19 protein-coding genes are annotated in these 22,272 nt (G+C 66.7%); 11 read left to right on the plus strand and 8 right to left on the minus strand.

Annotation, left to right across the window (positions count from 1 at the left end; all coding sequences use genetic code 11):
• Positions 1-105: 105 nt before the first annotated feature.
• The 4 genes from yajC (at position 106) to fabV (ending at position 5,339) form a co-directional block, all read left to right on the plus strand.
• Positions 106-450 carry a preprotein translocase subunit YajC gene (yajC, locus tag ACZK4H_RS09310; RefSeq protein ID WP_099552311.1) on the plus strand — a complete coding sequence of 115 codons (345 nt, stop codon included), beginning with the start codon at positions 106-108 and terminating at the stop codon, positions 448-450.
• A gap of 61 nt (positions 451-511) precedes the next feature.
• Positions 512-2,368 carry a protein translocase subunit SecD gene (secD, locus tag ACZK4H_RS09315; RefSeq protein ID WP_164145991.1) on the plus strand — a complete coding sequence of 619 codons (1,857 nt, stop codon included), beginning with the start codon at positions 512-514 and terminating at the stop codon, positions 2,366-2,368.
• 16 nt (positions 2,369-2,384) lie between these two features.
• Positions 2,385-3,365, plus strand: a complete 981-nt coding sequence (secF, locus tag ACZK4H_RS09320; protein ID WP_099552309.1) for a protein translocase subunit SecF — start codon at positions 2,385-2,387, stop codon at positions 3,363-3,365.
• Positions 3,366-4,079: 714 nt separating this feature from the next.
• Positions 4,080-5,339 carry an enoyl-ACP reductase FabV gene (fabV, locus tag ACZK4H_RS09325; protein ID WP_099552307.1) on the plus strand — a complete coding sequence of 420 codons (1,260 nt, stop codon included), beginning with the start codon at positions 4,080-4,082 and terminating at the stop codon, positions 5,337-5,339.
• A 107-nt stretch (positions 5,340-5,446) separates the two neighbouring features.
• On the opposite strand, the gene ACZK4H_RS09330 is transcribed toward fabV, so the two are convergent.
• The 3 genes from ACZK4H_RS09330 to ACZK4H_RS09340 all read right to left on the minus strand — a co-directional run bounded on the left by ACZK4H_RS09330 (position 5,447) and on the right by ACZK4H_RS09340 (position 9,337).
• A complete protein-coding gene (locus ACZK4H_RS09330; RefSeq protein WP_099552319.1) occupies positions 5,447-7,516 on the minus strand; it encodes an EAL domain-containing response regulator in 2,070 nt (689 codons plus the stop codon).
• A 91-nt stretch (positions 7,517-7,607) separates the two neighbouring features.
• The gene (locus tag ACZK4H_RS09335; protein WP_099552306.1) at positions 7,608-8,792 is read right to left on the minus strand and encodes a BaiN/RdsA family NAD(P)/FAD-dependent oxidoreductase; all 1,185 of its coding nucleotides are present in this window, start codon (positions 8,790-8,792) and stop codon (positions 7,608-7,610) included.
• On the minus strand, positions 8,789-9,337 hold the full coding sequence (locus ACZK4H_RS09340; RefSeq protein WP_099552305.1) for a YaeQ family protein: 549 nt from the start codon (positions 9,335-9,337) through the stop codon (positions 8,789-8,791). Before ACZK4H_RS09340 ends, ACZK4H_RS09335 begins: the two co-directional genes overlap by 4 nt.
• Before the next feature lie 123 nt (positions 9,338-9,460).
• Here ACZK4H_RS09340 and ACZK4H_RS09345 point away from each other — a divergent pair, with 123 nt between their 5' ends.
• Positions 9,461-10,339, plus strand: a complete 879-nt coding sequence (locus ACZK4H_RS09345) for a pseudouridine synthase (RefSeq protein WP_099552304.1) — start codon at positions 9,461-9,463, stop codon at positions 10,337-10,339.
• A gap of 6 nt (positions 10,340-10,345) precedes the next feature.
• On the opposite strand, the gene ACZK4H_RS09350 is transcribed toward ACZK4H_RS09345, so the two are convergent.
• The gene (locus ACZK4H_RS09350) at positions 10,346-10,834 is read right to left on the minus strand and encodes a YaiI/YqxD family protein (protein WP_059034065.1); all 489 of its coding nucleotides are present in this window, start codon (positions 10,832-10,834) and stop codon (positions 10,346-10,348) included.
• A gap of 302 nt (positions 10,835-11,136) precedes the next feature.
• On the opposite strand from ACZK4H_RS09350, the gene ACZK4H_RS09355 reads away from it, so the two are divergent.
• The 4 genes from ACZK4H_RS09355 to ACZK4H_RS09370 all read left to right on the plus strand — a co-directional run bounded on the left by ACZK4H_RS09355 (position 11,137) and on the right by ACZK4H_RS09370 (position 15,092).
• Positions 11,137-11,346: a cold-shock protein gene (locus ACZK4H_RS09355; protein ID WP_004153307.1), complete on the plus strand. Its 210-nt coding sequence runs from the start codon at positions 11,137-11,139 to the stop codon at positions 11,344-11,346.
• A gap of 153 nt (positions 11,347-11,499) precedes the next feature.
• Positions 11,500-12,189 (plus strand): glutathione S-transferase family protein, encoded by a 690-nt coding sequence (locus ACZK4H_RS09360; RefSeq protein WP_099552303.1) that lies wholly within the window; start codon positions 11,500-11,502, stop codon positions 12,187-12,189.
• A 32-nt stretch (positions 12,190-12,221) separates the two neighbouring features.
• Positions 12,222-13,787: a protein adenylyltransferase SelO gene (locus tag ACZK4H_RS09365; protein ID WP_099552302.1), complete on the plus strand. Its 1,566-nt coding sequence runs from the start codon at positions 12,222-12,224 to the stop codon at positions 13,785-13,787.
• 768 nt (positions 13,788-14,555) lie between these two features.
• Positions 14,556-15,092: an adenine phosphoribosyltransferase gene (locus ACZK4H_RS09370; RefSeq protein WP_032128313.1), complete on the plus strand. Its 537-nt coding sequence runs from the start codon at positions 14,556-14,558 to the stop codon at positions 15,090-15,092.
• 175 nt (positions 15,093-15,267) lie between these two features.
• Here ACZK4H_RS09370 and dbpA read toward each other — a convergent pair whose 3' ends face one another.
• The gene (gene dbpA / locus ACZK4H_RS09375; RefSeq protein WP_099552300.1) at positions 15,268-16,644 is read right to left on the minus strand and encodes an ATP-dependent RNA helicase DbpA; all 1,377 of its coding nucleotides are present in this window, start codon (positions 16,642-16,644) and stop codon (positions 15,268-15,270) included.
• Positions 16,645-16,803: 159 nt separating this feature from the next.
• The gene (locus tag ACZK4H_RS09380; RefSeq protein WP_099552299.1) at positions 16,804-17,883 is read right to left on the minus strand and encodes a YeiH family protein; all 1,080 of its coding nucleotides are present in this window, start codon (positions 17,881-17,883) and stop codon (positions 16,804-16,806) included.
• A 102-nt stretch (positions 17,884-17,985) separates the two neighbouring features.
• On the opposite strand from ACZK4H_RS09380, the gene ACZK4H_RS09385 reads away from it, so the two are divergent.
• Together ACZK4H_RS09385 and ACZK4H_RS09390 are read left to right on the plus strand one after the other, a co-directional pair.
• Positions 17,986-18,861, plus strand: a complete 876-nt coding sequence (locus tag ACZK4H_RS09385; protein WP_099552298.1) for a LysR family transcriptional regulator — start codon at positions 17,986-17,988, stop codon at positions 18,859-18,861.
• Positions 18,862-19,209: 348 nt separating this feature from the next.
• Positions 19,210-21,090, plus strand: a complete 1,881-nt coding sequence (locus ACZK4H_RS09390) for an ATP-binding cassette domain-containing protein (RefSeq protein WP_099552318.1) — start codon at positions 19,210-19,212, stop codon at positions 21,088-21,090.
• A 155-nt stretch (positions 21,091-21,245) separates the two neighbouring features.
• Here the strand turns inward: ACZK4H_RS09390 and ACZK4H_RS09395 are convergent, their stop codons facing one another.
• Entirely contained in the window at positions 21,246-21,707 is a 462-nt protein-coding gene (locus tag ACZK4H_RS09395) for a c-type cytochrome (protein WP_019661289.1), read from the minus strand.
• A gap of 9 nt (positions 21,708-21,716) precedes the next feature.
• Positions 21,717-22,106: a c-type cytochrome gene (locus ACZK4H_RS09400; protein ID WP_005413034.1), complete on the minus strand. Its 390-nt coding sequence runs from the start codon at positions 22,104-22,106 to the stop codon at positions 21,717-21,719.
• Between the last annotated feature and the right edge of the window lie 166 nt (positions 22,107-22,272).

Raw genomic sequence — 22,272 nt, forward strand, 5'->3', positions numbered from 1 at the left:
GGACGAACGTCCGGGGCCGTGGCATACTTCAAGGCTGACCCAGATCCGCGGTCGACACCCCCGCCCCTGAAGGGACGGGAGCGCCGCCCAACCAAAGGACCAACGATGAACCTGCTTGCCTTCCTGATTCCCGCCGCCCACGCCCAGGCCGCCGGCGGCCAACCGCAGGGCATGGGCCTGACCACGCTGCTGTTCCCGGTCATCCTGATCGCCATCATGTACTTCCTGATGATCCGCCCGCAGATGAAGCGGCAGAAGGAGCACAAGGCCATGCTGGAGAAGATCAAGCGTGGCGACGAAGTGCTGACCAACGGCGGCATCGCCGGCGTGGTCACCGACATCGGCGACAACTTCATCACCATCGAAGTGGCCGACAACGTGCGCATCCGCGTGCAGAAGGGCGCTGTCGGCAACGTGCTGCCGGCCGGTACCCTGAAGTCGGCCCAGTAAGCCACTCCCTTTCCGATGCACAACCGCGGCGCCGGGGATGGCGCCGCGCGGGACCCAAGCAATGCTCGAATTTCCACGCTGGAAGTACGTCGTCATCCTGATCGTACTGGCGCTCAGTGCGCTGTACGCACTGCCCAACATCTACCAGAAGGACCCGGCCGTCCAGATCACCGCCAACCGTGGCGGAACGGTCGACGACGCGCTGCGCGACCGTGTTCTGGCCGACCTGAAGAAGGCCGGCGTGGACACCATCGGTGCCGAGAAGGAAGGGGAGAGCCTGATTGTCCGCCTGCCGGACCTGAAGGCGCAGTCCGCCGCCAGCGACGCCCTGCGTGACACCGTCGGCGAGAAGTACACCGTGGCCCTGAACCTGGCTTCGACCGTGCCGGACTGGCTGGCCAACCTCGGCGGTCGTCCGATGGTGCTGGGCCTGGACCTGCAGGGTGGTGTGCACTTCGTGCTGCAGGTCGACCAGAAGGCCGCCCTGGACAAGCGCCTGGACGCCTACACCGAAGACGTGCGCAGCACCCTGCGTGACGCACGCATCGCGTACCAGTCGGTGGAGCGCCGCGCTGACAACAGCATCGTGGCCAACCTGAGCCCGTCCGCCGGTGATGACGCCGCGCAGCGTGCCCGTACGGCCCTGGTCAAGGCGCAGCCGACGCTCGGCTACGACGTCAGCGGCAACCGCATCACGGTCACCGTGCCGGAGACCGAGATCGCGCAGATCGCCAATGGCGCCATCGAGCAGAACATCAACACCCTGCGCAACCGCGTGAACCAGCTCGGCGTGGCCGAGCCGATCATCCAGCGCCAGGGTGCCGACCGCGTGGTCGTGCAGCTGCCCGGCGTGCAGGACACGGCCGAAGCCAAGCGCATGATCGGCGCCACCGCCACTCTGGAATACCGTGCGGTGGTCGAGGGCAACGCGCAGGACGCGATCGACTCCGGTCGTATCCCGCCGGAAGCGAAGGTCTATCAGCGCCGTGACGGCGGCGGTCCGATCCTGCTGAACAAGCGCGTGATCGTCACCGGCGACCAGATGGTCGGCGCGCAGGCGGTGACCGACTCCACCAGCGGTGCACCGGCGGTCAGCGTGACGCTGAACAACGTCGGCGGCCAGCGCATGTTCGATTTCACCAGCGCCAACGTGAACAAGCCGATGGCGGTGGTGTATACCGAGCGCGTGCCGACCGTGACCGTGGTTGACGGCCAGGAAGTGCGTGGCTTCAAGGTCAACGAGGAAGTGATCTCGGTGGCCAACATCAACGGCGTGTTCGGCAAGAACTTCCAGACCACCGGCCTGCAGAAGAAGGAAGCCGACGACCTGGCCAAGCTGCTGAAGTCCGGCTCGCTGGCCGCGCCGATGGACTTCGTCGAAGAACGCGTGGTCGGCCCGAGCCTCGGCGCCGAAAACGTCAAGAACGGCATGCGCGCGGTGGTGTTCGCGTTCCTGTTCACCCTGGTGTTCTTCAGCGTGTACTACCGCATGTTCGGTGTGATCACCTCGGCAGCGATGCTGTTCAACCTGCTGATCGTGGTGGCGGTGATGTCGCTGTTCGGCGCGACCATGACCTTGCCGGGCTTTGCCGGCCTGGCGTTGTCGGTCGGCTTGTCGGTGGACGCCAACGTGCTGATCAACGAGCGTATCCGTGAAGAACTGCGTGCCGGCGTGCCGGGCAAGACCGCGATCGTGACCGGTTACGAGCGTGCCTCGGGCACCATCCTCGACGCCAACCTGACCGGCCTGATCGTCGGCGTGGCGCTGTTCGCATTCGGTACCGGTCCGCTGAAGGGCTTCGCGCTGACCATGATCATCGGTATTTTCGCCTCCATGTTCACCGCGATCACCGTGTCGCGTGCGCTGGCGACGCTGATCTACGGCCGTCGCAAGAAGCTCCAGAACGTGGCCATCTGACGGGACGACACGCACAATGAAACTGTTTCCGCTGCACATCCTCCCGAACGACACCAAGATCGACTTCATGCGTTGGCGCCATGTCGCCATGGCAGTCACCATCGTGGTGTTCCTGGCCTCGATAGCCATCATCGGCATCAAGGGCTTCAACTACGCGCTGGACTTCACCGGCGGCACCCTGATCGAAGCCCGCTTCGACAAGGCGGTGGACGTCGAGCAGGTCCGCAACAAGCTCGAGCAGAATGGCTTCGAAGGCGCCCAGGTACAGAGCGTCGGTGGTAACACCGACCTGCTGATCCGCCTGGCCCCGCACGGTGAGCATGCGCCGGGTACCGGTGACGCCGCCGCCGAGGACAAGGCCACCGCCGCAGCCGTGGTGAAGGCCCTGTCCACCGCCGACAACCAGGCCACCGTGCTCCGCAACGAGTTCGTGGGCCCGCAGATCGGCAAGGACCTGGCGATGAATGGCCTGTACGCCACCATCTTCATGCTGGCCGGCTTCCTGATCTACATCGCGGTGCGCTTCGAGTGGAAGTTCGCGGTCACCGCCAGCATTGTGGCGATGTTCGACCTGATCGTGACGGTGGCTTACGTGTCCCTGCTGGGCCGTGAGTTCGACCTGACCGTGTTGGCCGGCCTGCTGTCGGTGATGGGCTTTGCGATCAACGACATCATCGTGGTCTTCGACCGCGTCCGCGAGAACTTCCGCAGCCTGCGCGTGGATTCGATGGAAGTGCTGAACCGTTCGATCAACCAGACGCTGTCGCGTACGGTGATCACCGCGGTGATGTTCTTCCTGTCCGCGCTTGCCCTGTACATGTACGGCGGCAGCTCGATGGAAGGCCTGGCCGAGACGCACATGATCGGTGCGGTGATCGTGGTGCTGTCCTCGATCCTGGTGGCGGTGCCGATGCTGACGATCGGCTTCCTGCGCGTCAGCAAGCAGGACCTGCTGCCGAAGGCAAAGGACGTCGAGGCCCTGGCCCGTCGCCCGTAAACGCCTGCTGCCCGCAGCACACAGAGAACCCCGCGCAAGCGGGGTTTTTTGTGTGCAGGGCTTGCAGCCCTGCACCCGCTCAATGCAACGGCAACGTCAAAAGCCGGAGCTGGCTTTCTGCTGGTTGGGCGGGGCCATGTGGGTTGGCAGGACACGCCGTAAACCCATCCTTGGGGGCTCGATGGCGCCATCCATGGCGCCAACGGTCCTGCCAACCCACATGGCCCCACCTCTGACAGATTCCTGCGGCTGTTGGTAGGTGTCGACCTTGGTCGACACATCTGTCAGATATCGATAATCAAACTGGAATCAGATCTACCGTGTCGACCAAGGTCGACACCCACCAGAGAAGAATGCTGTCCCGACAGGTCGCGGAAATCTGTCGAAGGCGGGGTGGGTCCGGTTGCGGGGGCGTGAGCCGCATGGATGCGGCGACCGAGCTTACATGGACGTACTTGAAGCGCCCCCCGCAACCGGACCCACCCCGCCAACCCACAGGAACCCAGCTTTTGACGTTGCTGTTGGGGTTGCCGGCCAGCGGCCGGCACTACCGCAGGTGCAGGGTGCAACCCTGCAAAACAAGCACCACCCTACGCCAGCGTCGGTTGTGCATTCGGCCCCCGCGCACTACGATCCTGCGGTTCGCGCGCGCAGGCGCGCGCCCGTATTCCTGCTGAGCGCCCCGTGCGCCGCATCTGCCAACCCGAGGTATCCATGGTCATCAAACCGCGCGTCCGCGGCTTCATCTGCGTCACCACCCACCCGACCGGCTGCGAAGCCGCGGTCAAGCAGCAGATCGACTACATCCGCGCGCGTCCGCCCATCCAGAATGGTCCCAAGCGCGTGCTGGTCATTGGTGCCTCCACCGGCTACGGCCTGGCCGCACGCATCACCGCCGCGTTCGGCAGCGGCGCCGCGACCCTGGGCATCTTCTTCGAGCGCCCGGGCACCGAATCCAAGCCGGGCACCGCCGGCTGGTACAACTCCGCCGCGTTCCACAAGTACGCCGACGAAGCCGGCCTGTACGCCAAGAGCATCAACGGCGATGCCTTCTCCGATGAAGTGAAGGCCAGGACCATCGAGATGATCAAGGCCGATCTCGGCCAGGTCGACCAGGTCGTGTACAGCCTGGCCGCGCCGCGCCGCAAGCATCCGAAGACCGGCGAGATCATCAGCTCCACGCTGAAGCCGATCGGCGAGCCGATCACCCTGCGTGGCCTGGATACCGACAAGGAAGTGCTGACCGAAACCCATCTGCAGCCAGCCACTCCGGAAGAAATCGCCGGTACCGTTGCGGTGATGGGTGGTGAGGACTGGCAGATGTGGATCGATGCGCTGGCCGATGCCGGCGTGCTGGCCAATGGCTGCACCACCACCGCCTTCACCTACGTGGGCGAAGAGATCACCCAGGCGATCTACTGGAACGGCTCGATCGGTGCCGCCAAGAAGGACCTGGACACCAAGGTGCTGGGCCTGCGCGAGAAGCTGGCCAGGATCGGCGGCGACGCGCGCGTGTCGGTGCTGAAGGCCGTGGTCACCCAGGCCAGCTCGGCCATTCCGACCATGCCGCTTTACCTGTCGTTGCTGTTCAAGGTGATGAAGGAAAAGGGCACGCACGAAGGCTGCATCGAACAGCTGGATGTGCTGTACGACATCCTCTACGGCGGCAAGGCCGACGGCGTGGCAATCGATCGCCTGCGCCACGACCTGGTCGATGGCGATGGCCACACCGTTGCGCTGGTCGATGAGGAAGGCCGCCTGCGTGCCGACTACAAGGAAATGGCGGCGGACGTGCAGGGCAAGGTGGTGGCGCTGTGGCCGCAGGTGACCAACGAGAACCTGTACGAGATCAGCGACCTGGCCGGCTACAAGGCCGACTTCCTGCGCTTGTTCGGCTTTGGCGTGGAGGGCGTCGACTACGAGGCCGACGTCAACCCGGACGTGAAGATCGACAACCTGGTCGACATGACCTGATCAATGAAAAGGCCGGCGAAAGCCGGCCTTATCTTTGGGTAGTGCCGGCCGCTGGCCGGCAACCCTGGGTACCAAAGGCTGCCGGCCAGCGGCCGGCACTACCTCGGTCACCCAAACTCAAACCCCATCTCCGGCAGCGCCGGGCCGACGAAGTCGCCCTGCACGTAGTCCACGCCGGCACTGAACAGCAGGGTCATCGAATTGGCGTCGCTGACGAACTCGGCGATGGTGCGGATGCCGGCTTCCTGCGCACGCGCGGTGATCTGGCTGATGCGGTCGATGTTCTCGCGGGTGGCCGCCAGATCGCTGGTGAAACCGCGGTCCAGCTTGAGGAACTGCGGCTGGAAGTGGGCCAGCAGCTGGAACGAGTCCAATCCCGAACCAAACTGCTCCAGGCCGATGCGGCAGCCCAGGGGCGCCACTTCGGCAAGGAACTGCTGCGCGCTGCGCAGATGGGTGAACACCTTCGCCTCCGGTGCATGCAGCCACAGCCGTTCGCCGGGCACACCCTGTGCCTGCAGTTCGCGCCGCAGGGTAGCGATCATCTGCGGGTCGTCGAACGACTCCGGCGTCACCTTCACCAGGACCTGGGTGGCATGGCCCTCGCGGGCGCGCTGGCCCAGTACGGCGATGGCCTGAGAAACCACCCAGCGGTTGATCTCCGCCAGCAGCCCGTACTCCTCTGCGATGCCAAGGAACGCAGTCGGGCTCAGCAGTTCGCCGTTGTGCTCCAGGCGCAGATAGGCTTCGTACAGCTCCAGCGGCTCGCCCTGCAGGTTCAGCACCGGCTGGTAGTGCAGCTGGAAGCCGTCGCCGGCCAGTGCTTCACGGATACGGGTGACCCAGCGCAGCACGCGCTCTTCCTCGACGCGGTCGGCCGCGGCCGGATCGAAGATGCGGCAGGTATTGCCCAGTTCGGCGGCGGCATGCGTGCACTCGCTGGCGCGTGCGAGCACCTGGCCGATGCTGGCGATCTTCTCGCCCACCTGTACGCCACCGATGCTGACCGTCACCGTGGCCGAGCGCGCACCGATGCTGAACACATGCGCTGCATAGGCTTCGCGGATCCGCTCGGCCAGTGCCACGGTCTGCGCGTAGGGCCCGGCCAGCAGCACGGCGAAACTGTGTTCACCGAAGCGGGCCAGCTGGGCCTCCTGACCGACCACGTCGGCCAGCAGCGACGCCAGTGCGCCGATCAGGGTGTCGGCCGATGCCAGGCCGATGTCCGGCAACAGGCGCGCATAGTGGTCCGGCTCGATCAGAAGCAGGCCGAACTGGCCTTCGCTGCGGCCGGCCTGGGCCACCGCGCTTTCCAGTTGCAGCATGAAGGTCGGGCGGTTGAGCAGGCCCGTGACCTGGTCGCGCTGGCGCAGGTCCTCCACTTCGCGGGCCAGCTCCGGATCGAATTCCATGCGGCGGCGAAGCACCACCTGCAGGCAGGATTCGCCTTCGTAGGTGGCAGCGGTGAATTCCATGGTTGCCGCGAACGTACTGCCATCCTCGTGGCGGGCATCGAGCTGGTACTGCGGCGGCGGCGCCTCGCCGCGGCTGAGGCCCTTCAGCAGCTGCTTGAAGCCCTCCACATGCTGCGCGGCGACCATGTCCAGCAGCGAGATGCCTTCGATGTCGTCGAACTGCTCGTAGCCGAACATCTCCAGGTAGGCATCGTTGGCACGGATGTGCATGCCTTCGTGCACGTAGGCGATGGGATCGCGCGAAGAGGCGATCAGCGCATCGCAGCGGCGCTCGGTCTCACGCATCTGCGCCTCGATGCGGCGCAGGCCGCGACGGGCCTGCAGGTCCACCCATTGGTCGCGGACCACAGCCAACAGATGCTCGGAGCGCTGGCGGAGGGCGAGGGCACGGATGCCGTGGCTGCTGGCCTGCACCAGCTCGTCCTCGTCGATGCGCTCGGCCAGCAGCACCAGCGGGATGTCCTTGCCACTGGCGGCGATGTGCTGGGCTACCAGCGGCAGCGGGATGCCCTGCGAGGGCGACGCCAGCACCAGGTCGATGGCCTGGCTGGACAGCACCTGGGACAGCTCGGCCGCATCCTGCGGCCGCCAGGGCCGCACCGCGATGCCGCTGTTGCGCAGGGTGCTGACAATGGCTTCGGCATTTTCGCCGCTGTCATCGACGATCAGCAGGCGGATGGTGATGTCGTTCGCGTTCTGCATGCACTGCTCCCCAATCTGCGAATCTAGATACACGATGCGCGGCGAACCGTCCATGCGCGCACCCCTTGCGCGCATCGAACGGCGATCTGGTTCACACCACGCCCCCGGCCGCGTGGCCGCTGGCCCAGGCCCACTGGAAGTTGTAGCCGCCCAGCCAGCCGGTCACATCCAGCACCTCGCCAACGAAATGCAGGCCGGGCACGCGCTTGGATTCCATCGTCGAGGACGACACCTCAGCGGTATCCACGCCGCCCAGGGTGACTTCGGCGGTGCGATAGCCCTCGGTGCCGCTGGCCACCAGCGGGAACGCGCCCAGCAGCTGCGCGGCCTGGCGCAGCACCGGCTCGTCCAGCTGGCGCACGGGCCGGTCGGGCAGCCAGTGTTCGCACAGGCGCTGCGCCAGTCGCTTGGGCAGCACCTCACCCAGTACCGTGCGCAGCTCGGCGGCCGGGCGCTCGCGCTTCATCTGGCGCAGCCACTCGCCGGCATCCTGGCCGGGCAGCAGGTCCAGCTCCAGCGCGTCGCCGGGTTGCCAGAACGAGGAGATCTGCAGGATCGCCGGTCCACTCACGCCGCGATGGGTCAGCAGCATGAAGTTCTGGAAGCTCTTGCCGTTGCAACGCGCCTCGATCGGCAGGGCGACACCGCTCAGATCGGCCAGCCGCTCCTGGTGCTTGCCGCTGAGTGTCAGCGGCACCAGGCCGGCGCGGGTCGGCAGCACCTGATGGCCGAACTGGCGGGCAATTTCGTAGCCGAAGCCGGTGGCACCCATGCTCGGAATCGACAGGCCGCCGGTGGCCACCACCAGCGAGGCGCAGTGGAACAGGCCATCGGTGGTGTGCACGCGGAAACCGTCGCTGCCGTGCTCGATGCGCTGCACGCTGCACCCGGTGCGGATCTGCGCGCCGGCCGCCTGGCATTCCTCCACCAGCATCTTCACGATCTGCTTGGACGAGATGTCGCAGAACAGCTGGCCCAGTTCCTTCTCGTGATAGGCGATGCCGTGCTTGCTGACCAGCTCGATGAAGTGCCAGGGCGTGTAGCGCGCCAGCGCCGACTTGCAGAAGTGCGGGTTGGCCGACAGGAAGTTGGCCGGGCTGGTGCCGGTGTTGGTGAAGTTGCAGCGGCCACCGCCGGACATCAGGATCTTCTTTCCGACCTTGTTGGCATGGTCGATCACCTGCACCTGGCGGCCGCGCTGGCCAGCCGTGATCGCGGTCATCAGCCCGGCCGCGCCGGCGCCGATGACCACCACGTCGCAGCGGGTCGTGCTCATGCCTTGGCGCGCTTGCGCCAGTTCGGGATCACGTCGAGCTGCATCTGATCGTTGAGCAGCTGCACTTCACCGTCCTGGATCAGCACGCTCCAGCGCATCGCGCGCTGGACCTGCTGGCCCCAGCGTTCGACGAACTCACCGTCCAGATCAACTACCGACAGGTTGTCGAAGCGCGCCAGGCTCTTGCCCTGCTTGCCCCACCAGATGTCCGAGGCATTGCCGCCGTAATTGATCACCTGCACCTGGCGGCTGCGGTTGCTGGCCTTGCGGATGCGGGATTCGTCGGGATGGCCCAGGTCGATCCACTGCAGGATGTCGCCGGTGTAGTCGTGTTCCCACAGGTCCGGCTCATCGTCGGTGCTCAGGCCACGGCCGAACTCCAGGCGGTCTCCCGCATTGAGGGCGAAGGCGAGCAGGCGCACCATCAATCGTTCGTCGGTCTCGGACGGGTGCTGGGCCAGGGTCAGGTTGTGGGTCGCGTAGTAACCGCGATCCATGTCGCTGATCTGCAGCTCGGCCTTGCGGATGGTGGCGGTAAGAGCCATGGGGGATCCGTGGACTAAAGACGACAATGATAGAGGTTTGATCCTGGGGTGTCCGTTGCAGGGCTGTCTGCGCGACGTCAACGTGGCACGCTTGCATGCTTTCCCGCCGCAGGAATGGACCCGATGACCCTGCCCAGCCGCCTGCAGCTGCCGCCCGGCCACTGGCCCAGCCTGCTCGAAGGCCTGTGCGCACGTTTCCCACGCATCGACCGTGCGCAGTGGCAGGACCGCTTCGCGCGTGGCCGCGTGCAGGACGTGCAGGGCAGGGCGCTGTCGCCGGACATGCCCTGGCAGGTGGGGCTGGAGATCCAGTACTTCCGCGAGGTGGCTGACGAACCGGTGATTCCCTTCGCCGAGACCATCCTGCATCTGGATGAGCACCTTCTGGTGGCCGACAAGCCGCACTTCCTGCCGGTGACGCCGGCCGGACGCCATGTGCGTGAAACCCTGCTGGCGCGCTTGATCGCACGTACGGGCAATACCGGGCTGGTACCGCTGCACCGGCTGGACAGGCTGACTGCTGGCCTGGTGCTGTTCTCGGCGAAGGCGGCTACGCGCGATGCCTACCAGCGGCTGTTCCGCGAGCGCCGCATTGAAAAGATCTATGAGGCGCTGGCACCGGCGCTGCCGGGGCTGGAGTTCCCGCTGCAGCGGCACAGCCGGCTGGCGCCGGACGAGCCGTTCTTCCGCATGGCCGAAGTGCCGGGCGAGCCCAATGCGCGCAGCCTGATCGAGCCGATCGAGGCCGAGGGGCCGATCTGGCGCTACCGGTTGAAGCCGGAAACCGGCCGCAAGCACCAGTTGCGCGTGCACATGGCCGCGCTGGGCGCGCCGATCGAGGGTGATGACCTTTACCCGCAGCTGCAGTCGCGGCCGGAGGGCAGCGCCGAGCCACCGCTGCAGCTGCTGGCACAGGCGCTGGCCTTTGACGATCCACTCACCGGGGAGCCGCGGCGGTTCAGCAGCCAGCGGCGCCTGCGCCGAATGGACCCGGGCGGCTAGCGCGGGTCAGCGGGCCGGGCGCCGCGCCAGCCAGCGGTCCAGTTCGGCGGCGAACAGCTGCCGGTCGCGCGGCCCCAGCGGGGGCGGTCCGCCGGTCTGCACTCCGGCACCGCGCAGCTCCTCCATGAAATTGCGCATCGACAGCCGCTCGGCCATGTTGTTCGGTGTGTACAGCTGGCCGCGCGGGTTCAGCGCCACGGCCTTCTTCTCCAGCACCAGTGCAGCCAGCGGGATGTCCTGGGTGACCACCAGGTCGCCGGCGGCCACCCGTTCGACGATGGCACTGTCGGCCACGTCCAGGCCTTGCGGCACCTGGATCGAGCGCAGCCAGCGCGACGGCGGGGTGCGGATCCACTGGTTGGCGACCAGGGTCAGCTCGATCCCGACCCGTTCAGCGGCACGGAACAGGATGTCGCGAATGACGGTGGGGCAGGCGTCCGCGTCCACCCAGATGCGGGGGAGGGCGGGTTCAGCTTGGGTTTCAGCTTCAGTCATTTACCCAGTGTAGGGTAGGAAAAACCTGAATGGGGACTCGGAGTTAGGCTTGATCGGCTGCCAAGCCTTGTCACGCCTAGCGGGCGGGGTTTGCCCATGAACGTCCGGGCTATCGCTTTTTGCAGAAAACACGCGTATCGTTCGACCCACTGTGTTTGCTAGGGTCACCGTGAATCGTGGCCTGGTGCAGTTGATCTCACGATCCGCTCATCGATCCGCTTTACCAACGCCTGCAACTCAGTCTCGGCCCCGATACCCGGTGGCTGCGATTTTTTTCAACATGTGTTTCAGGAGTTAGTCAAATGTCTGATCGTCAGACCGGCACCGTCAAGTGGTTCAACGACGCCAAGGGCTTCGGCTTCATCACCCCGGAAAGCGGCCCGGACCTGTTTGTGCACTTCCGTGCCATCCAGGGCACCGGCTTCAAGACCCTGCAGGAAGGCCAGAAGGTTACCTTCATCGCCGTCCAGGGTCAGAAGGGTATGCAGGCTGACCAGGTGCAGGCGGTCTAATCCGTCTGCTACCGTTGGGTAGCCAGAACGCCGGAAGCGAAAGCTTCCGGCGTTTTTTATTGCCTGCCGTTTTGTAGAGTCGAGCATGGCTCGACTCTACAAAGGGCATGCAGCCGCCGCGGTAGGATGAGGGCCTCCCCAAGGATCATCCTCATGCGCATCGTCCATCACCTGGAAAACTCCCGTTCCCTGCGCGTGCTGTGGATGCTGGAGGAGCTGGGGCTGGACTACGAGCTGCGCCGCTATCCGCGCGATCCAAAGACGCTGCTGGCACCGCCGGAGCTTCGCAATGTGCATCCGCTCGGCAAGTCGCCGGTACTGCAGGATGGCGGACTGGTGCTGGCCGAGTCCGGTGCCATCCTCGACTACCTCGCCGACCGCTATGACACCCAGCGCCAGCTGTCGCCGTCACCGATGCCGGCCGATGGCGCCGAGCGCATCGCCTACCGCTATTGGCTGCACTACGCCGAAGGCTCGGCGATGCCGCCGCTGCTGCTGACCCTGGTGATGGGCCGCATCCGCAACGCGCCGATGCCGTTCTTCGCCCGTCCGATCGCGCGCAGCATTGCCGACAAGGCCGAGCGTGGCTTCATCGGCCCACAGCGGCGCCTGCACCTGGACTGGATGGAGCGTCGGCTGACCGAAAGCCCATGGTTCGCCGGCGAGCGCTTCAGTGCGGCCGACATCCAGATGAGCTTCCCGATCCAGGCGGCCGCCGCGCGCGGTGGTGGCCTCGACGACAAGCCGGCACTGCGTGGCTTCCTCAAGCGCATCAGCGAGCGTCCCGCCTACCAGCGTGCCGAGGCCCACGGCGGCCACCTGCAGGCGCTCAGCGGCAATTGAGGAGGGCCGCCGTCGTCCCCATCTTCAACCCCATGGATACCGACAGCCCCCGTTTCGACAACCGCCTGCTGCATGCCTTGCCGGGCGACCCCGAATCCGGCCCGCGCAGGCGTGAAGTGCTGGGCGCCGCCTGGTCGCCGGTGATGCCGACGCCAGTGGCCGCTCCCACGCTGCTGGCCTGGGCGCCGGACGTCGCCGCGATGCTCGGCTTCAACACCACTGAGGTCGAGAGCGAGGGCTTTGCGCGCGTGTTCGGCGGCAATGCGCTGTACGCCGGCATGCAGCCTTGGGCAGCCAACTACGGTGGCCATCAGTTTGGTCACTGGGCTGGCCAGCTCGGCGATGGCCGTGCGATCTCGCTGGGTGAACTGGTTGCGCCGGATGGCCGCCACTGGGAGCTGCAGCTGAAGGGCGCCGGCCCCACGCCGTACTCGCGCGGCGCCGATGGACGCGCAGTGCTGCGCTCATCCATCCGCGAATTCCTGTGCAGCGAGGCCATGCACCACCTGGGTGTGCCGACCACGCGCGCGTTGTCGCTGGTCGGCACCGGCGACGACGTGGTGCGTGACATGTTCTATGACGGCCATCCGCGTGCCGAGCCTGGCGCCATCGTATGCCGGGTGTCGCCGTCCTTCCTGCGCTTCGGTTCCTTCGAGCTTCCGGCATCGCGCGGGGAAACCGCCTTGCTGCAGCAGCTGGTTGATGCCTGCATCGCCCGCGACTTCCCCGAACTGCAAGGGCAGGGCGAAGCGCTGTACGGCGACTGGTTCGCGCAGATCGCGGTGCGCACCGCCGAGATGATCGCGCACTGGATGCGTGTCGGCTTCGTGCATGGCGTGATGAACACCGACAACCTGTCCGTGCTCGGCCTGACGCTGGATTACGGTCCCTATGGCTGGGTCGAGGACTTCGATCCGGACTGGACGCCGAACACCACCGACGCGCAGGGGCGTCGCTACCGCTTCGGCACGCAGCCGCAGGTGGCGTACTGGAACCTGAGCCGATTGGCGCAGGCACTGTCGCCGTTGTTTGCCGATGTGGCGCCGCTGCAGGCTGGATTGGCCGCATACCAGTCGACCTTCGTGGCCTGCACGCGCCGCGATGCTGCCGCAAAGCTCGGCCTGGCCGCAGCCGACGATGACGACCTGCAGCTCTTCCTGCGCTGGCAGCAGCTGATGCAGGACGGCGGCATGGACATGACCCTGGCCTGGCGCGCGCTGATGCGCATCGATCCGTTGGCACCGGACACAGCAGTGCTGGAGGCGGTGTACTACGACGAGGCACGCCGGCAGACGGTGCAGGCACCGTTGCAGCAGTGGCTGCAGGGCTACGCGGCGCGGCTGCAGGCCGATCCGCTGTCGGCGACTGAGCGCGCGGCGAAGATGGCCGCAGCCAATCCGCTGTACGTGCTGCGCAACTGGCTGGCGCAGGAGGCCATCGATCGCGCCGAGCAGGGCGACCTTGGCGGTGTACATGCGTTGCAGGACGTACTGCGTGATCCATACACCGAGCGCGCCGGGCTCGAGCACTTTGCCGGCAAGCGCCCGGCCTGGGCCGACAATCGTGCCGGCTGTTCAATGCTGTCCTGCAGTTCCTGAGGGTGGGTTTCGGCAGGGCTGCGCCCTGCACCTGCAGAGGCCAGGTCAACAGCCAGAGCAAAAGCTGGATTCCGTGGCTTGGCGGGGCGGTGTGGGAGTGCGGGGACGCCGCAAGTACGTCCCTGTAGGCTTGGCAGCCGCATCCATGCGGCTGACACCCCGCACTCCCACACCGCCCCACCTCCGACAGATTCCCGCTGCTGTGGGTAGGTGTCGACCTTGGTCGACACGGTAGATCCACGCCATGCGTGGATGCTCTTCGTTCAATTCTTGAAATATTCGATTTCGATGGAGATTCATCCACGCATGGCGTGGATCTACGACAGATCGCAGGAAACTGTCGAAGGCGGGATGGGTCCGGTTGCGGGAGTGTCCGCGGCATGGGCCCGAGGCATGCCTCGGGCGGGTTGGGCAGGACGCCCAACCCCGGTCTTGCCGTGTGCGCAGGACAGCGCACACGAGCAAGCCGCGGCCAAGCCCCCATGGGTGAGGGCGCTTTGCTTGCGAAGCACTGCTTCGCAAGCGCCCGAACGCACAGCCGCCAGCGGCTGGGCCGGACCCCGGAGGGGGGGTTACGGCGTCTCCCGCAACCGGACCCACCCCGCCATCCCACAGGAAACCCGCTGTTGCTCTTGCTGTTGCCGTTGAAGTTGCCGGCCAGCGGCCGGCACTACCGCAGGTGCCGGGCGCAGCCCGGCCGAGCACCCCCGACAGGCAGGCGGCGCCCGGAACAGGTACCCTATGCCGCCATCAGATAGCCAACGTGACATGACCGACGCCATCGTCGCTCCGCAGTGGGCCTCACGCCTGCGCGACATCGCCGACTTCCCCAAGCCCGGCATCCTCTTCAAGGACATCATGCCGCTGCTCGCCCACGGCGAGGACTTCCGTGGTGCGATCACCGCGATGGCCGACCGTTGGCGCGACCAGAAGCTGGACGCGGTGATCGGTATCGAATCGCGTGGTTTCATCCTTGGCGCCGCGATGGCGCTGGAACTGGGTGTCGGCTTCGTGCCAGTGCGCAAGCCGGGCAAGCTGCCGGGCCAGGTGCTGCGCGAGGAATACACGCTGGAATACCGCAGCGACTGCATCGAAGTGCACGCCGATGCGCTGCCGGCCGGTGCCCGCGTGGCGATCATCGACGACGTGCTGGCCACTGGCGGCACGCTGGTCGCTGCGCTGTCGCTGGTGCGCCGCCTGGGCGTTGACGTGGTCGGTGCCGGCGTGCTGGTCGAACTCGACGGCCTCGGCGGCCGTGCGCGCTGGGAAGCAGACCTGCCGCTGCACACCGAACTGGTGTTCTGATCGAAGGGCAGGTGCCAACCAAGGTTGGCATCTACCAGAGCGAATGGCCGGGAACCGGTAGTTGCCAACCTTGGTTGGCAGCGCTTTTCGCGACTGACGCCACGGAGTGGGCCAACCACGGTTGGCCACTACCAGGTCAGATCGTTGCCAACCGTGGTTGGCAACGCTGCTTCAATCACATCATCCGCACGCGGAACCGGCGGCCCTTGATCTTGCCGGCTTCCAGCTTGGCCACGGCCTTGTTGGCCTGCTCACGCGCGATCGCCACATAGGAACGGGTCGGGAAGATCGCGATCTTGCCGATGAACTTGCTCGACAGGCCGGCATCACCGGTCAGTGCACCGAGGATGTCGCCCGGGCGCAGCTTGTCGGTCTTGCCGCCGTCGATGCGCAGCGTGCGCATTGCCGCCTGTGGCAGCTCGGCCGGGCGCGCGGTCGCCAGCGGCGTCTTCTGCCAGTCCAGCGGCTGCCCCATCTGCGCTTCGATGGCTTCGGCGCGGGTCTTTTCGCGGCCGGCCACCAGGCTGATCGCCAGGCCGCTGGCACCAGCACGGCCGGTGCGGCCCACGCGGTGCTGGTAGCTCTCCACGTCGGTCGGCAGTTCGTAGTTGATCACCGCCGCCAGTTCTTCCACGTCCAGGCCGCGCGCGGCCACGTCGCTGGCGACCAGCACGTTGCAGCTGCGGTTGGCCAACAGCAGCAGCACTTCCTCGCGGTCGCGCTGCTCCATGTCGCCGTGCAGGGCGAGTGCGGAGAAGCCGAACTGCTGCAGGGAATTCGCAACCTCGTCCACATCCTTGCGGGTGTTGCAGAACACTACCGCCGATTCCGGCGTGTACTTCAGCAGCAGGCCGGCCAATGCCTTCTGGCGGTGCGCCGGTTCCACCTCGCAGAACATATGGCGGATCGCGGGTGCCTGGTCGGCGCCCTCCACGGTCACTTCCACCGCATCGCGCAGCAGGTCACGCGCCATGGCGCGGATGCTGTCGGGGAAGGTGGCGGAGAACAGCAGGCTCTGGCGGTCCTTGTGGGTGCGGCCGGCGATCTCGCGGATCGGTTCCTCGAAGCCCATGTCGAGCATGCGGTCGGCTTCGTCCAGCACCAGCGTGCGCACCGCGCCAAGATTCAGCGCGCGCTTGCGCGCCAGCTCCTGCACACGGCCGGGGGTGCCGACGACCACGTGCGGGTCATGGCCTTCCAGCGATGCCAGCTGCGGACCGAGTGGCACGCCGCCGACCAGCAGCAACAGCTTCAGGTTGGGGATGCCGGTGGCCAGCTTGCGGATCTGCTTGCCGACCTGGTCGGCAAGTTCGCGGGTCGGGCACAGCACCAGCGCCTGCACGCGGATCACGCTGGGGTCGATGGACTGCAGCAGGCCCAGGCCGAAGGCGGCGGTCTTGCCGCTGCCGGTCGGCGCCTGTGCGATCACATCGCGGCCATCGAGGATGGCCGGCAGGCTCTGCGCCTGCACGGGGGTGAGAGTGGTGTAGCCGAGGGCATCCAGGCCGGGCTGCAGGGCCGGGCTCAGCGGCAGGGTCGAGAAGTCAGTCATGGCGCATTGTACCCGTCCGGAAGGCAGCTCCCGCCTAATGGGGCGGGGGCGCCATCCACGCGTGGCGTGGATCTACCGGAGGACATCGACGCGCGGGGCGGATCCATCGGGCGCCGTTCAGTAGATCCACGCCATGCGTGGATGACGCTGTCCAAGCGCTCAGCCCAGCACCGCCAGCACACCCTGGTGGATCGCCAGGCCGCCGAACAGCAGCCAGGCGAACAGGATCAGTGCCAGCAGCAGCGGCTTCAGGCCCGCCTGGCGCAGCGCCGAGACGTGGGTGGTCAGGCCCAGCGCGGCCATCGCCATCGCCAGCAGCACCGTATCCAGCTGCACCAGCCCCGCCTGCAGGCCGGCCGGCAGCAGATGCAGCGAGTTGAACCCGGCCACCGCCACGAAACCGAACGCGAACCACGGCACCACGATGCGCGCCTTGCTGCCGTCGGCGCTGGTCTTGCCGCCACGGGCCAGCCACAGTGACAGCGCGATCAGGAACGGCGCCAGCAGCATCACCCGCACCATCTTGGTGATCACCGCCGTGTCGGCCGCTGCTTCGTTGACCGCACGGCCGGCCGCCACCACCTGTGCCACTTCATGCACCGTCGCACCGGTGAACAGGCCGTACTGCCGCGCGTCCATCGCCAGCCAGCCGTGCGACTGCACCAGTGCATACAGCGCCGGGTACAGGAACATCGCCAGCGTGCCGAACACCACCACCGTCGAGACCGCGACGGTGACATGCGCAGCGCGGCCACGCACCACCGGTTCGGCAGCCATCACCGCTGCCGCACCGCAGATCGCGCTGCCAGCACCGATCAGCATGGCTGCCTCGCGCTCCATCTTGAACACGCGCACGCCCAGCCAGCAGGCCAGGCCGAAGGTGCTGGCAACCACCAGCACGTCCATCAGCACGCCAGTGACGCCGACATGGCCGATGTCCTGGAAGGTCAGGCGCAGCCCGTACAGCACGATGCCGGCGCGCAGCAGCCAGTGCTTGGAAAAGCCGACACCGGCCGCGCTGCTCGGTGCCAGCCGCGGGTAGAACGTGTTGCCGACCACGATGCCGGCGACGATGGCGACGGTCAGCGCGCTCAGGCCATGTGCCTGCAGCCACGGCAGCTCGGCCAGGTACAGCGACGCCGCCGCGATCAGGCCCACCAGCAGAAGGCCGGGCAGGCGTGGCTGCCAGCGTTGGCGCAGGGCGGGCAGGGACCAGGGGGAGAGGGCAGGGGCGTTCATGGCAGGAGCAGGGCTGGAGTGATGGGGCAAGCGTGCGCCAGGGACGATGACCTGTAAAACGAATAATATTGGTGAAACCTACCCATCAAGAAGGTAAGTGCCATGCGCCTGACTTTGCGCCAGCTGCAGGTCTTCGTCGCCATCGCCGATCACGGCAGTACTACCGCCGCGGGCCAGGCCATCGCGCTTTCGCAGTCGGCCAGCAGCGCCGCCCTGCAGGAACTGGAGGCGCACTTCGGCACCCCGCTGTTCGACCGCATCGGCCGCCGCCTGGCGCTGAACGGGCACGGCCGCGCACTGCTGGAGCCGGCGCGTACCCTGCTGGTCAACGCCGCCGATCTGGAGCGGCAGCTGGCTGCCGGCAGCGACCCATCGCAGGGCGCACCGCTGCGGTTGGTGCTGGCCGCCAGTACCACCATCGGCAATTACCTGCTGCCGCCGCGCATTGCCGAACTGCTGCGCCAGGCGCCACAGGCCGAGGTCGACCTGCGCATCGACAACAGTGCCGGCGTGGTCGCTGCCGTGCAGCGTCTGGACGTGGACGCCGGCCTGATCGAAGGCCCGTGCCACGAGCGTGGCCTGCAGGTCACGGCCTGGCAGCAGGACCCGCTGGTGATCGTCGCTGCCGCCGACGCCCCCGCGCGCTGGACGCTGGATGAACTTCGCGCCGCACGCTGGCTGCTGCGTGAGCCCGGCTCCGGCACCCGCGAAGCCGTCGAACAGGCCCTGTTGCCGCACCTGCGTGGCTTCGCCCAGACCCTGCAGCTGGGCAATACCGAAGCGATCAAGCAGGCCGCCATCGCCGGCCTCGGCCTGGCCTGTCTTTCGCGTCACGCGCTGGAAGAGCCCCTGGCCCTCGGCCGCCTGCGCGTGCTCGAGACTCCGCTGCCCGCCCTGCAGCGCACGCTGTGGCTGGTACGTCACCCGGGCAAGCAATGGCTGCCGGGGTTGCAGGCGTTGCTGGGGGAGGTGGGGTAATCCATCAGAACCCCAGTCGATCCCATCCATCGACAGTCCCTCCAGCGTTCATCCACGCATGGCGTGGATCTACCGTGTCGACCAAGGTCGACACCCACCAGAGCAGAATGCCGTTCCGACAGATCGCGGGAAACTGTCAGAGGCGGGGTGATGTGGGTCTGCAGGACCGTTGGCGCCATGGATGGCGCCATCGAGCCCCCAAGGATGGGTTTACGGCGTGTCCTGCAGACCCACACCGCCCCGCCATCCCACAGGAAACGAGCTTTGGCTGTTGCTTCGGCAGCAGCAGTGGCCTCTGCGGGTGCCGGGTGCAACCCGGCCGACGCCCCCAACCCGTACAATATCCGGATGCCTCTGATTACTCTGCAGAACGTCGACTTCAGCGTCGGCGGCCCGTTGTTGCTGGAAAAGGCCGAACTGTCGATCGAGCCGGGCGAACGCATCGCCCTGATCGGCCGCAACGGCGCCGGCAAATCCACCCTGCTCAAGCTGCTGTCCGGCGACCACAAGCCCGATGACGGCGAAGTCCGCGTGCAGCAGGGCGTGCGCGTCACCCGCCTGGAGCAGGAAGTGCCACACGGCGCCGCCGGCTCGGTGTTCGACGTCGTCGCCGATGGCCTCGGCGAACTGGGCCAGTGGCTGGCCGAATTCCACCACCTCAGTCATGCCGAAGTATTCGATGGCGAAGCCCTCGGCAACGTGCAGGCCAAGATCGACGCCGCCAACGGTTGGGGCCTGGACCAGCGCGTCAGCGAAACCCTGACCAAGCTCGACCTGGACGGCGAGGCCGAGTTCGGCCGCCTGTCCGGCGGCATGAAGCGCCGCGTGCTGCTGGCCCGTGCACTGGTGTCCAGCCCCGACGTACTGCTGCTGGACGAACCGACCAACCACCTGGACATCGAAGCCATCGACTGGCTCGAAGCATTCCTGAAGGGCTGGAGCGGCAGCGTGGTGTTCGTCACCCACGACCGTCGCTTCCTGCGTGCACTGGCCACCCGCATCGTCGAGATCGACCGCGGCCAGGTCACCAGCTGGCCGGGCGACTGGGCCAACTACGAGCGCCGCCGCGAGGAACGCCTCAACGCGCAGGCGCAGGAAAACGCGCGCTTCGACAAGCTGCTGGCGCAGGAAGAAGTGTGGATCCGGCAGGGCATCAAGGCCCGTCGTACCCGCGACGAAGGCCGCGTGCGCCGCCTGAAGGCGATGCGCACCGAGCGTTCGCAGCGCCGCGACCTCAGCGGCAACGTCAAGATGGAAGCCGCGCAGGGCGTCAGCTCCGGCAAGAAGGTGATCGACGTCAAGGACATTTCGTTCGCCTTCGGCGAGCGCACCATGGTCCGCGACTTCACCACCACCATCCTGCGCGGGGACCGCATCGGCCTGATCGGCCCCAACGGCAGCGGCAAGACCACGCTGCTGAAGCTGCTGCTGGGCGAACTGCAGCCGGCCAAGGGTGAGGTCAACGCCGGCACCAACCTGCAGATTGCCTATTTCGACCAGTACCGCGCGGTGCTGCGCGAAGACTGGAGCGCGATCGAGAACGTGGCCGAAGGCCGCGATTTCCTCGAGTTCAACGGCAAGCGCAAGCACGTGCATGCCTACCTGCAGGACTTCATGTTCACCCCGGAACGTGCGCGTGCGCCGATCACCCGCCTGTCCGGTGGCGAGCGCAACCGCCTGCTGCTGGCCAAGCTGTTCGCGCAGCCGTCCAACCTGCTGGTGATGGACGAACCGACCAACGACCTGGACGTGGAAACCTTGGAGCTGCTGGAAGAGTTGCTGGGCGACTACACCGGCACCCTGCTGCTGGTCAGCCACGACCGTGACTTCATCGACAACGTGGTGACCTCCACGCTGGTGATGGAAGGCGATGGCGTGATCGGTGAGTACGTCGGCGGCTACAGCGACTGGCAGCGTTACGCGGCAAGTGTGGCGACGCCTGCTGCCGCTCCGGCAGCCAAGCCGGCGGCAGCTGCACCGGCCGCTACGGCCGCTGCTCCGGCTGCGCCCAAGCGCAAGCTGGCCTACAAGGAAGCGCGCGAACTGGAGCAGCTGCCGAAGACCATCGAGAAGCTGGAAGGCGATGTCGAAGGCCTGACCTCGGCGATGAACGATCCGTCGTTCTACACCCGCAGCAGCGCCGAAGTGACCGCGCACACCCAGCAGCTGGCCAAGGTGCAGGCCGAGCTGGATGCCGCTTACGCGCGCTGGGAAGAGCTGGAAGGCTGAGTATCGGTCGGCGCCAGCAGTGCGCCGATTGATCGGGTGGAGAATCAGTAGATCCACGCCATGCGTGGATATCCGGATCTGTGCGGACCAACGGTCCGCACCCACCAATCAACGGTCCGTGCAGACCAAGGTCCGCACCCACCGGGGGCCGGTGGTCATTTGACCCCGTGCAGATCCCGCAGCTGGCTCGGCCGGCTGCCGAAGTACGCCGCCAGATCGGCGATGTCCTGATCGCTCAGGTCCTTCGCCTGCGGCGTCATCAGCATGTGCTGGCGGTCGCCGGCGCGGTAGGCCTGCAGCGCATGGGCCAGGTAATCGCCATACTGCCCGCCCAGCTTGGGGTAGGTCGGGTCGATCGGCGCATTGCCGTCGGCCCCGTGGCAGTCGATGCAGCTCTGGTTGGTGGCCTTGCCCTTCACCTTGGCGCGGGCTTCACCGGCGGCCTCGCGGCCTGCAGGCAGGCCGGCCGAAGAAGAAGAACCGTGTTCGCCGCTGGCATGGCCCGGGTCGGCGGCGGACTTCTCGCTGTTTTCCACCTGCGACTGCGAACAGGCGGCCAGCAGCAGGGCAACGGACAGGGCGATGGCATGACGCATCGGATGCGCGGCTTTCGACATGGGCGGGCCTTACTTGACGGTGGACAGGTAAACAGAGAGATCGGCGATCTCCTGTTCGCTGAAGCTCATCGACTGCGCCTGCATCGTTGGATGCCGGCGCTTGCCCTGGCGGTACTCCGTCAGGGCCTGGGCCAGGTACTGCTGGGTCTGGCCGCCGATCTTCGGCACCCGGTAGCTGGGGTAGGCGTTCTTGTAGCCGGTGATGCCGTGGCACCCCTGGCAGGTGTAGGCCAACACGCGGCCATTGTCGAAGTTGCCGGTGGGCGCGGCAGGCGCCGGCGCGGCGGCAGGAGCCGGGGCCGGAGCGGGTGTGGCAGGAGCAGGAGCGGGCTGTGCGGCGGCCCCAAGGGGCAGGAGGACGGCCAGAGCGAGACAAGCGGCGAGCGGCTGCGGGCGCATGGTGTCGTTTCCGGGGATTCGGGTCTGGTCGTTCCGGCGTGGGGTACGGAACGACCCGAGTATAGCCCCAGGTTTCATCTAGCTGAAATGGGGTCGGTCCGACCGGTGGCGTGAAGGCACCATGACCTTTGGGATATGGTGTGGCCGTGAAGTGGTGCATTACTTT

Source organism: Stenotrophomonas sp. 78350_Sma (assembly GCF_056482105.1).

What these genes read in the sequence shown, in the direction of transcription:
- yajC (WP_099552311.1), top strand. Translation starts at nt 106, where the DNA reads ATGAACCTGCTTGCCTTCCTGATTCCCGCCGCCCACGCCCAGGCCGCC.
- secD (WP_164145991.1), top strand. Translation starts at nt 512, where the DNA reads ATGCTCGAATTTCCACGCTGGAAGTACGTCGTCATCCTGATCGTACTG.
- secF (WP_099552309.1), top strand. Translation starts at nt 2,385, where the DNA reads ATGAAACTGTTTCCGCTGCACATCCTCCCGAACGACACCAAGATCGAC.
- fabV (WP_099552307.1), top strand. Translation starts at nt 4,080, where the DNA reads ATGGTCATCAAACCGCGCGTCCGCGGCTTCATCTGCGTCACCACCCAC.
- ACZK4H_RS09330 (WP_099552319.1), bottom strand. Translation starts at nt 7,516, where the DNA reads ATGCAGAACGCGAACGACATCACCATCCGCCTGCTGATCGTCGATGAC.
- ACZK4H_RS09335 (WP_099552306.1), bottom strand. Translation starts at nt 8,792, where the DNA reads ATGAGCACGACCCGCTGCGACGTGGTGGTCATCGGCGCCGGCGCGGCC.
- ACZK4H_RS09340 (WP_099552305.1), bottom strand. Translation starts at nt 9,337, where the DNA reads ATGGCTCTTACCGCCACCATCCGCAAGGCCGAGCTGCAGATCAGCGAC.
- ACZK4H_RS09345 (WP_099552304.1), top strand. Translation starts at nt 9,461, where the DNA reads ATGACCCTGCCCAGCCGCCTGCAGCTGCCGCCCGGCCACTGGCCCAGC.
- ACZK4H_RS09350 (WP_059034065.1), bottom strand. Translation starts at nt 10,834, where the DNA reads ATGACTGAAGCTGAAACCCAAGCTGAACCCGCCCTCCCCCGCATCTGG.
- ACZK4H_RS09355 (WP_004153307.1), top strand. Translation starts at nt 11,137, where the DNA reads ATGTCTGATCGTCAGACCGGCACCGTCAAGTGGTTCAACGACGCCAAG.
- ACZK4H_RS09360 (WP_099552303.1), top strand. Translation starts at nt 11,500, where the DNA reads ATGCGCATCGTCCATCACCTGGAAAACTCCCGTTCCCTGCGCGTGCTG.
- ACZK4H_RS09365 (WP_099552302.1), top strand. Translation starts at nt 12,222, where the DNA reads ATGGATACCGACAGCCCCCGTTTCGACAACCGCCTGCTGCATGCCTTG.
- ACZK4H_RS09370 (WP_032128313.1), top strand. Translation starts at nt 14,556, where the DNA reads ATGACCGACGCCATCGTCGCTCCGCAGTGGGCCTCACGCCTGCGCGAC.
- dbpA (WP_099552300.1), bottom strand. Translation starts at nt 16,644, where the DNA reads ATGACTGACTTCTCGACCCTGCCGCTGAGCCCGGCCCTGCAGCCCGGC.
- ACZK4H_RS09380 (WP_099552299.1), bottom strand. Translation starts at nt 17,883, where the DNA reads ATGAACGCCCCTGCCCTCTCCCCCTGGTCCCTGCCCGCCCTGCGCCAA.
- ACZK4H_RS09385 (WP_099552298.1), top strand. Translation starts at nt 17,986, where the DNA reads ATGCGCCTGACTTTGCGCCAGCTGCAGGTCTTCGTCGCCATCGCCGAT.
- ACZK4H_RS09390 (WP_099552318.1), top strand. Translation starts at nt 19,210, where the DNA reads ATGCCTCTGATTACTCTGCAGAACGTCGACTTCAGCGTCGGCGGCCCG.
- ACZK4H_RS09395 (WP_019661289.1), bottom strand. Translation starts at nt 21,707, where the DNA reads ATGTCGAAAGCCGCGCATCCGATGCGTCATGCCATCGCCCTGTCCGTT.
- ACZK4H_RS09400 (WP_005413034.1), bottom strand. Translation starts at nt 22,106, where the DNA reads ATGCGCCCGCAGCCGCTCGCCGCTTGTCTCGCTCTGGCCGTCCTCCTG.